The sequence below is a fragment of the Photobacterium galatheae genome (assembly GCF_000695255.1).
Classification (GTDB): domain Bacteria; phylum Pseudomonadota; class Gammaproteobacteria; order Enterobacterales; family Vibrionaceae; genus Photobacterium; species Photobacterium galatheae.
Map to the genome: position 1 here is coordinate 1 of NZ_JMIB01000076.1, position 315 is coordinate 315.

Here is a 315-nt window from a genome sequence, read left to right on the forward strand (position 1 = left end):
GTCTCTCCCTCCGCACCAATCTCAGCGGTGAACAAAGAAGAAATGATTGAATCATCATTTCTTTCTTGAATTGCACAATGCTTTGTGACATTCTGCAGGGCTATCGCCAAGCGGTAAGGCAGCGGCTTTTGATGCCGCCATCCCCTGGTTCGAATCCAGGTAGCCCTGCCACATACAAAACGTAGGCAACGCCGGCGTGAACAAAAAGTGGCTACGTAGCTCAGTTGGTTAGAGCACATCACTCATAATGATGGGGTCACAGGTTCGAATCCCGTCGTAGCCACCATTCTCACGATAAGTGAGAAACAAGATGTC

At 49.2% G+C, this 315-nt stretch carries 2 tRNA genes; both read left to right on the forward strand.

Annotated features, from left to right (window positions below):
* Positions 1-96: 96 nt before the first annotated feature.
* Positions 97-171: transfer RNA gene (locus EA58_RS20715), tRNA-Gln, on the forward strand.
* A 38-nt stretch (positions 172-209) separates the two neighbouring features.
* Positions 210-286: transfer RNA gene (locus tag EA58_RS20720), tRNA-Met, on the forward strand.
* The last annotated feature ends 29 nt before the right edge of the window (positions 287-315 follow it).